Here is an 8535-nt window from a genome sequence, read left to right as displayed (position 1 = left end):
TCACTTCGATGCCGACCTCGTCCATGACCACGTCGGCGTGCCCTTCGAGCAGGCTGAGGATCGCCGTCGCCTCGTCGAGGGCGCTGCGCATCCCCTCGTCCCTGATCAGATCGACCATGCTCGCATCACCCTTGATGATCCGGCCCACTGTGGAGAAGACGTCAGCGAGACCGCTGATGCCAGGTGCCCTGAGAGGGGTCGCGACGACCTGAGACAGGAGAGAGCGCATGTGCTCACGCAGCCAGGGCGCGGTGGCGAACTGCACCTGGTGCGTGGCCTCGTGCAGGGCCACCCACATGCGAAAGTCGCGCGGCTTGACGTTCATCGCCTCTTCGGCGATGAGGACAGCGGGGGCGACGAACATCAGCCGGCCCGTGTCCACCGCAAAGGGGTCGAATTGGCCCAGAACTCGAGTCGACAGCAGCGAGAGCACGCCTGCCAGTTCCACGGCGGCCGCTTTCGCCGCTCCCGGACCGACAGGGGCGGGCAGGGAGTCCGCGTCGACCATGCCGTTGAGCGACTGCGCATTGGCCTTGATCCAGCCGATCTGATCGAGCACGAGCACGGAACCGGCGCCCAGACGAGTGCGCACGTCATCGGCATGGGCAGGGTCGAGGAGGAACGAGTCGACGACGAGTTCCTGCGCCGTCAGCGCATTGTCCTTGAGCCCGGCGACCAGCGCGTCAAGTTCATCGATGTCGGGCATACGCGCTGCGGGGACGAGTTCCCGGGCTGTGCGGGCGGCGAACTTCTCATCGACGATCATCGGCAGCCGCAATCCGCGAGTGCTGCGACGATATCGTCCACGGTTTTCCTGGCTTCCAATATTTTGTCCTTGTCCACGTCGTCGATCTGCAGGGTGAAGACGAGATAGCGTCCATCGGCGTCGAGCACCCCTCCTGCCAGTGAGGTCACGGTCGACAGGGTCCCCGTCTTCGCGTGCACCGTCCCGGCTGCAGCCTTGTCTTTGGTGAAACGTTGGGTCAGTGTGCCGGTCAGTCCTCCGACGGGCATGTAGCTGATGAGGCTGGAGAGCGAATCGTCGGCGACGACCGATGCCTGCAGGATCGTCGTCAGGTCGTGCGGACTGATCTGGTTGTCATAGGACAGGCCCGAGGTGTCTTCGAGGTGGGTCTTGCCCAGATCCACGGAATCGGACAGGGCCGCCAGCACGGCTTCGGGGCCGGATTCCAGGCTTCCGGGTTCACCCTGGGCGATGGCGACCTCGTTGCCGAGGACCTCGGCGACGACGTTGTCGCTGTGCACGAGCGCGTATTCGACGATCTCGGAGATCGTGGCCGATTCCACCCCCGCCAGCTGGCTGGTTTCGGAGTCTCCGTCGGTCTTCGCGTCGTCACCCGTCTCAGCGGCGGGTGCAGGGTTGTCGGTGACTGTGACTCCGGCTGCCTTGAGCTCTTTGGCAAAGACTGCGAAGGCGTCCTTGGCCGGGTGCTCGCTGCGGCCCCGCCATTCCTTGTCTTTGCTGCCGACATACCCGGTGTCGATCATCAGCGGCTGGATCGGCGTGATGACGCCCTTGGCGATATCGGCACGCTCCCATCCGGGACTGAAGTCCTTGCCCGTGTACCGGGAGGTGTCCAAGTCCAGGGCCACCTCGGCGACGTTCTGGCTCTTGAGTGATTCGGCAGTCTGCTGAGCCAGCGTCGTCAGGCCCGCGTGACCGTTCACGGCACCCGGCTGGGACTCCCCCGCACCCAGCAGTGAGTCTCCGCCGCCTGTCAGCGTCACCGTCGAGGTGGACGGGTCGAACTCTGTGGTCGTGCTCAGTCGCTTCTCGCCGCCGATGCTCAGCAGTGCCGCCGAGGCCGTGAGGACCTTGGTCACCGAGGCCGGCGTGCGAGGTCTGTTCTCGTTCTGGGCGTAGAGGATGTCATCGCTGAGCCCGTCGCGGATCTCGATCCCCAAGCCCTTGACCTTGGCATCAGAGAGGACCTTGTCCACCGTGTCGGGGACCTTGGTGGGCACAGGTGCGGAATCATCTAGCGCCGAGGCGGGGGCGGGCATGTCCTTGCCCTGCGCGTCAGGCGCGGGGACCGCCTGGACTTCGACGGCGGGGTCAGTGGTCAGGATTCCCGGGAGCTCGGGGAAGACGTCGTAGGCGTCGACTGCCGCAACCGCGCCCAGCACGATGGCGAGGCTGCCTGCGGTGATGCCGGCGACAGCCTTCTTCGACCGCTTCCGCCTCTTCCGCTCCGGGGTCTGGTTCAAGCGCGGGCTCTCATTCTCATTGCCATCGTCCTCGCCGTAGCCGTTGTGGTTGTCGTTCGTGGGGACTTGTAAGCTCTATTCTAGTGATGCAACCCTAGCTTGAAGGAGCACTATGGAACTCTTGGCCACAATCGAGATCCCGCGCGGATCGCGCAACAAGTACGAGGTCGATCATGAGACAGGTCGAGTCAAGCTCGACCGCTACCTCTACACCTCGATGCAGTACCCCGCTGACTACGGCTTCTTCGAGGACACGCTGGGCAACGACGGGGACCCGCTCGACGTTCTCGTACTGCTGCCCGAACCCCTCTTCCCCGGCGTCCTCATCGATGTGCGCCCCATCGGAATGTTCAAGATGGAAGATGAAGCAGGCGGCGACGACAAGGTCCTGGGCGTCACGGCCGGCGATCCCCGCTGGGAGAGCTACCAGGACATCGGCGACGTCGATCAGTTCACCCTCGACTCGATCGAGCACTTCTTCACCCGCTACAAGGATCTTGAGCCGGGCAAGTACGTCAAGGGCTCCAGCTGGGTCGGGCGTGCAGAGGCTGAGGCCGAGGTCGAGGCTTCGATCAAGCGCTTCAAGGACTCTCACTGAGTTCACCCTCACCGAGGTGGTGTGAAGCATCGCCTCACCCGTGATCAGAGACCGCCCGGACCTCGCCGTCCGGGCGGTCTCTGCATTCATCGGACGAGCGGCTGCCGGCCCTGGGACGACCCACTACTTAGGTGATCCTAATGAGAAGTGTGAGCCAGGTTATGCGATTGTCGAGACATGAAACTCGATCATGTGTCATTCGCCAGCGAACCAGACGGGTACAAAGCCACTGCCGAGCGGATCTCGGAGAAGCTCGGTGTGGTTCCCTACGACGGTGGTGTGCATCCTCGATTCGGTACCAGAAATCTGATCTTCCCTCTCGCGAACGGTCATTACCTCGAAGTCGTCGAAGCCTTGGAGCACCCGGCCGCGTTGTCAACACCCTTCGGCCAGGCAGTGCGAGCTCGTTCCGAGCTCGGCGGCGGCTGGATGGGATGGTGCGTTTCGGTCGATGACCTCGCCGGAGTGGAAACTCGTCTCGAACGCAAAGCCGTCGACGGAAACCGCACCCCGGAATCAGGCCTGGAACTCAAGTGGCTACAGATCGGAATCAAGGGGCTCATCGCCGACCCTCAGCTTCCGTTCTTCATCAAGTGGGCGGCCGACTCGTCTCAGCATCCTTCGTCCTACAAGACCAATGGCGATGTCGCTCTCGACACCCTGCAGATCGCCGGGGATCGTGACCGACTCCGCGACTGGTTGGGAACCCAGGATCCCAAGCCCATCCCGGAGATCCACATCGACTGGTCGGCGCCGCACGGCACCCCCGGCATCATGTCGATCAGCTTCGACACCGCCAAGAACGGCCTCGTCACCATCTGAGACGCCGTAGGCCGGAACGTTCGGCGCTGTTCGGCATTCGCCGGGCAGAATTGATTCGCCGGCGGAGCCAGACAGCTGGGCTCAGACGACTGACGTCGCACAGCGTAGAGGGCAGCACACCGATTCGGTGTGCTGCCCTCATTTCATACGAGGAGCCCGGTCCACAGTGTCTCCCCCGTCGATGACAACCTCGGACGGTTTCATGCCAAGCTGCTTGGCGATCCGCGAAGATGCCTCGTGATCTGGATGGATGTGAGCAATCACCTGCTCGACTCCGCGGGTGCGAAGGCGGTTGGTGAGATGTAGAGCGGCCCGACCTGCGTACCCGAGCCCCTGCCACGGGCGGCCGATCACCCAGGAGATCTCCGCGGATCGCTGATCGGCCGGGAGGGTCGCCTGGACGAAACCGACAGCTTGCTGGTCATCCCCGAGCGTGACGATGTCATTGAGCCACACCTCGGTCCGGTCGGCAGGCCCACCGCGAGTCTGAATGCCATAGAGCCTCTTGAGGTCAGCTTCGCTGGGCGGTTGCCCGCCTGTGTACCGGTAGAGGTCAGGATGTGAGAGAACGACCGCCATCTCGGCGGCGTCTCCGACACACAGAGGACGGAGGGTGACGGCCTCGTTCATCATGCCAGCCAACCATCTCCCTCCGAGGCGAGCAAGAGGCGCCTATACGTCCTCTGCACACCGTGACTCAATGGGGATCCGCCCCCAAGAGGGGATGGTGATAGCTGTAGCTGCATCGCCCTACGCCACCGGTTCACGCTTAAGTGGACGTTTTGGGCTGAATACAATCGGAATTGTCAGCCCAAAACGTCCACTTAAGCTGGAGTGGCCGCGGAGTCAGACCTCCGCGGAGCCCTCTGTGAGGTCTTCGGCACCCTCTGCTGCCTTTTTCTTGCGCATGTGCGCGGCCGTTGCCATGGCACCGCCTGCGGCAAGCAGGCCGGCACCTCCGCCGAGCAGCGGCAGAGTGCTGTCGTTGCCGGTCCGCGGCAGGTCACCGCCGCCACCGGAACCCGAACCGCCGGAGCCGGATCCGCCGTTCGACCCGGCATCACTTGCGCCCGCTGCTCCGGCCGCCGCAGCTGCATCCTTCGCACCGTCCTGGGAGCCGCTCGTCGAGCCCTCGGACGAGGAACTGCCGTCGCCGCCATCGGACGAGTCGCCGTCAGACCCGTCGGACGAGCCGTCCTCGTTGCCTTCGGTGTCTGCGTCCTTCGGGTCCTCGTTCGGAGGGTCGGTTGGGTCCTCTGTCGGAGGGTCGGTGGGCTCTTCGCCGCTGCCCTTGATCACCTGGACCACTGTCGGTCGGGGAAGCGCTGCCACGCCCTTGTCGACATCTGTGGTGTCGACATAGTCGGGGAACCGCGAGTGCTGATCCGACCATTCGCCGTCCTCACCTGGGTGCTGCACAGCCACGAACGCCGAGTTGTAGGAGTCGTGGACGAGCGGTCCGCAGACTTCACCTTCACGCGGGACGGAGAGGAACTGCTCGACGCGTCCGCGCTCCTCACCTTCGATGGTGACCTTGAACAGACCGTCGCAGTAGCCGATGCCATCGGGTGCACCATCCGTGGAGATCCACAGGTTGCCTGCCGAGTCGAACGTGACATTGTCGGGGCAGGAGATCGGTGAGACCTGGTCTTCGGGGAAGCCTGAGAAGTAGGTCGTGTCGCCTTGCTTCGGGTCACCGCACACCAGCAGCAGAGTCCAGTCGAACTCGGTGCCGGTGTGGTCACCGTTGCGTTCGGTCAGTTCGACGATGTGTCCGTCGCGGTTCTCGCTGCGCGGGTTCGCCTCATCGGCGACGGCCTTGCCGTCAACGCCACGATCCGAATTGTTTGTGCACGCAACGTAGATCTTTCCGTTGACTGGGTTGGGCTCGACGTCCTCACAACGGTCCATCTTCGTCGGACCGACCTTGTCCGCCGCCAGTCGAGTGTTGACCAGCACCTCTTCTACATGGCCATGTCACCGAGCACTTGCCGTGCTTCCTGACCTGCGTCAGCCTCGGCCACTGCCCGCTGCATCGAACTCGCCGTCGGCCGGAACGTCACCGCTGCCGTCGATCTCGCCCTTCGGGGAGTTGCCCGTGAACTTCGCTACGAACAGATCGCCCTCGGTCAGCAGGGTCATGTTGTGGGGCAGGTCGCCTTCGATGTACTTGCCCTTGGACACGAACTTGTAGAGGTAGTCGAACTTCTCATCGTCGCCCATGTAGGCAACGGCCTGACCCGAATCGGCGATCGTGATGTTGGCGCCCTCGTGCTTGAGGCGGCCCAGGTTGGTGTGCTTGAGCGGTGTCGATTCGGGGTCGCGCGGGTCGACTTCGACGATCCAGCCGAATCGGTTGGCTTCGTTGGCGTAGCCGGAGTTGTTCGTGTCGAAGCGCTGCAGGTCTTCTTCCCAGCCATTGGCCGAGGCCTCGTTGCTCAGACCGTAGCGTTTGTCGGCCGCCGAGGTGCCCTGCGCTTTGAAGTAGGAGTTGAAGTTCTCCTCGCCGGAGACCAGTGTGCCCCACGGAGTCAGGCCTCCCGAGCAGTTGCCCAGGGTTCCCTGAGCCTTGTCGCCGTTGGGGTAGTCCCTGGTGCGGAGCAGGTCGGAGCCGGCTGCCGGCCCAGTGAATTCGTATTCGGTATCGATGAGGAAGCGGCGGTTGTTGGCGCCGTTGACGTCGACCTTCCACGGGGTCTTCTCATTGGTCCGGACCAGTTCCGCAACAGTCAGCCCGTGTGCATCGCGGCTGATGGCGCGCTGGGTGGCCTTGTCCATACTGTCGGGGTACATGATCGCGTCGTTCGTGTACTCCTGGTTGGCGAACAGCAGGGCACGGTTGCCGTCGCCGTTCTCGTCGACCTGGATTTCGAGGAAGTCGTTGTTGTACCCGAACTGACGTCGCTGCGATTCGACGCTCTGGTTCTCGGGGTCGAACTTCGGAGCGTCCGGAAACAGAGGGTCACCCCAGCGCACGACGGGGTGCCACGAGTACCCCTCGGGGACGATGAACTTGTCGACCTCGTGCTGGACCGGGTCGATCGCGGTGAAGTCGAGGCTGCTTCCTGTGCCTGCTGCTGCGGCCGCGGCTGCACGTGTGGTCGGACTCGGTCCGGTCGTGACTGCGATGGCCAGTGCTCCTGCCGCCGACGCCCCCAGCACTGCCCTGCGGGACAGCTGCGCCCCGACGATGTCGCGGAAGTAGCTGTTGGACGAGGTGTTGCAGATCGCCTTGGTGCACGCGTTGTCGCATTTGAGCGCACATGTGACGGGGCTGCGCTTGCCTCGGACGTGTCCGGCCATGGGCAGAAGTTCACGTAGGGGTGCCATCGGTTCGGTTGTCTCCTTGGATCGGGTCTGTCGGCCCTGCCTCGCGAAACGGAGTCGGGCTCATCAGTTCGAGACTTTCAGGGTCAGTTGGACCCAGAACTACCGTTGTATGAACTGCGCGTGAACCCGTTCAGCCGATGTCGACGAGGGTGAGGATTCCCGGTGCCAGGAAGCCCACGGCGTCGATGATGAAATGTGCCCACACCAGCGGCATCAGCCTGCCTCGGCGCATGAAGTACCACCCGAAGATGATGCCCATGGCGACGTTGCCGATGAATGGCCCGATGCCCTGGTACAGGTGGTAGCTGGCACGGAGGACTGCCAGACTGATGATGATCGGCCACATCCCGCAGCCCAGGCGCTGGAGCCGTTCGGCCCCGAAGCCGAAGATGATGACCTCTTCGACGATGCCGTTCTTCGCCGCGGCCAGAATGAGCACGGGAATAGTCCACCAATGATCGCCGAGGTTGGCCGGCTGGACCTCGGCAGTGATCCCCAGTGCCCTGCCGCCCGCGTAGACGGCCAGAGTGCCGATGCCGATGATGGTGAAGATGAGCGTTCCGCGCCCGAGGTCTTTCCCCCTCTGGCCGTTCACGCCCAGCCGTGTGCTCAGGGGCGGGGCATTCGAGTCGCGAGTCAGCAGGTAGAGGGCCAAGAGCACTGGTACGAGGGTGAACCCGATGTCGAGGATCTGGTAGACGAGGTCGAATCCGGGTCGCGGCGACATCGAGGTGTTGAGCTTCGCTTGGGCGTCGCTGATCGGACCGCGGGTGGTGATGTCTGCTAAGCGCACGATCGCATAGACCGCCGATTGGCCCAGCGAGAGTGCCGCAACGAGACCGAGCTCGAACCACAGGCGCTTCTTCTCCTGCGGTTCGAGCTCGTTTCTCATGGATCCCACTGTAGTGGGCGAGGACTCAGTGCCTCGGTTCCTCGTCCGTGTCGGGGCGACCGCCGGTGGCCACTGACCCCGCATCTGCGGTGGTCTCCGTCTGCGTGCCTGAGCGAGCACGATCCGTCGTATCCGAACGCTGCGCAGCCCTCGCCTCGGCGACGTCGAGGACCTGGCCGCGGGCCATGTTCTTCACGTGCTTCTTCTCTCCGCGACGTTCCTTCGCTCCTTCGAGGAGGAGGTAGAGGACAGGCACGAGGATGAGCGTGAGCAGGGTCGAGCTGACGAGACCGCCGATGACGACGATCGCCAGCGGCTTCGAGATGAACACTCCCCCACCCGTCAGTCCCAGGGCCATCGGTATAAGCGCGAAGATCGTCGCTGCCGCGGTCATAAGGATCGGACGATAACGCAGTCTGGCACCGTGGACGATCGCCGCTCGCAGATCAACGCCTCGAGCTCTGAAGTGGTTGATCAGGTCGATGAGAACGATCGCGTTGGTGACCACGATGCCGATGAGCATGAGCAGACCGATCATCGAGGTCAGGCCTAGCGGAGTATCGGTCAGCAGTGACAGCGCGATGGATCCGTGGCCGCGAACGGGATCGAGACCAGCAGGATCCATCGCGCTGTCACTGCTGACCGATACTCCGCTAGGCCTGAC

General features: G+C 63.6%; 6 protein-coding genes and 2 pseudogenes. 2 read left to right on the top strand and 6 right to left on the bottom strand.

All coding sequences use genetic code 11. The annotated features are described in order from the left end of the window. A partial coding sequence (locus HX613_RS21780; RefSeq protein WP_235347200.1) for a zinc-dependent metalloprotease occupies positions 1–766 on the bottom strand: 766 nt, incomplete at its 3' end. Then, the gene (gene dacB, locus HX613_RS21775; RefSeq protein WP_235344453.1) at positions 763–2229 is read right to left on the bottom strand and encodes a D-alanyl-D-alanine carboxypeptidase/D-alanyl-D-alanine endopeptidase; all 1467 of its coding nucleotides are present in this window, start codon (positions 2227–2229) and stop codon (positions 763–765) included. The genes HX613_RS21780 and dacB, both read right to left, overlap by 4 nt. 112 nt (positions 2230–2341) lie before the next feature. On the opposite strand from dacB, the gene HX613_RS21770 reads away from it, so the two are divergent. Both HX613_RS21770 and HX613_RS21765 read left to right on the top strand, forming a co-directional pair. Then, the gene (locus HX613_RS21770) at positions 2342–2827 is read left to right on the top strand and encodes an inorganic diphosphatase (RefSeq protein ID WP_101570621.1); all 486 of its coding nucleotides are present in this window, start codon (positions 2342–2344) and stop codon (positions 2825–2827) included. Positions 2828–3004: 177 nt separating this feature from the next. After that, positions 3005–3649: a VOC family protein gene (locus tag HX613_RS21765; RefSeq protein ID WP_235344454.1), complete on the top strand. Its 645-nt coding sequence runs from the start codon at positions 3005–3007 to the stop codon at positions 3647–3649. Positions 3650–3787: 138 nt separating this feature from the next. Here HX613_RS21765 and HX613_RS21760 read toward each other — a convergent pair whose 3' ends face one another. From HX613_RS21760 to HX613_RS21745, 4 genes and pseudogenes are all read right to left on the bottom strand, one after another. Further along, positions 3788–4282, bottom strand: coding sequence for a GNAT family N-acetyltransferase (locus HX613_RS21760; protein WP_235344455.1), 495 nt, complete (start codon positions 4280–4282; stop codon positions 3788–3790). A gap of 213 nt (positions 4283–4495) precedes the next feature. Next, positions 4496–6952: pseudogene (locus HX613_RS21755) on the bottom strand (PhoX family protein). 157 nt (positions 6953–7109) lie between these two features. Continuing rightward, positions 7110–7871, bottom strand: coding sequence for a CPBP family intramembrane glutamic endopeptidase (locus HX613_RS21750; protein WP_235344457.1), 762 nt, complete (start codon positions 7869–7871; stop codon positions 7110–7112). 25 nt (positions 7872–7896) lie between these two features. Then, positions 7897–8535 (bottom strand): annotated as a pseudogene (locus HX613_RS21745) (efflux RND transporter permease subunit); the annotation flags it as partial.

The organism is Brevibacterium sp. UCMA 11754, from assembly GCF_021532275.1.
Taxonomy (GTDB): Bacteria; Actinomycetota; Actinomycetes; order Actinomycetales; family Brevibacteriaceae; genus Brevibacterium.
This window is presented reverse-complemented; position numbering and strand designations above follow the sequence as displayed.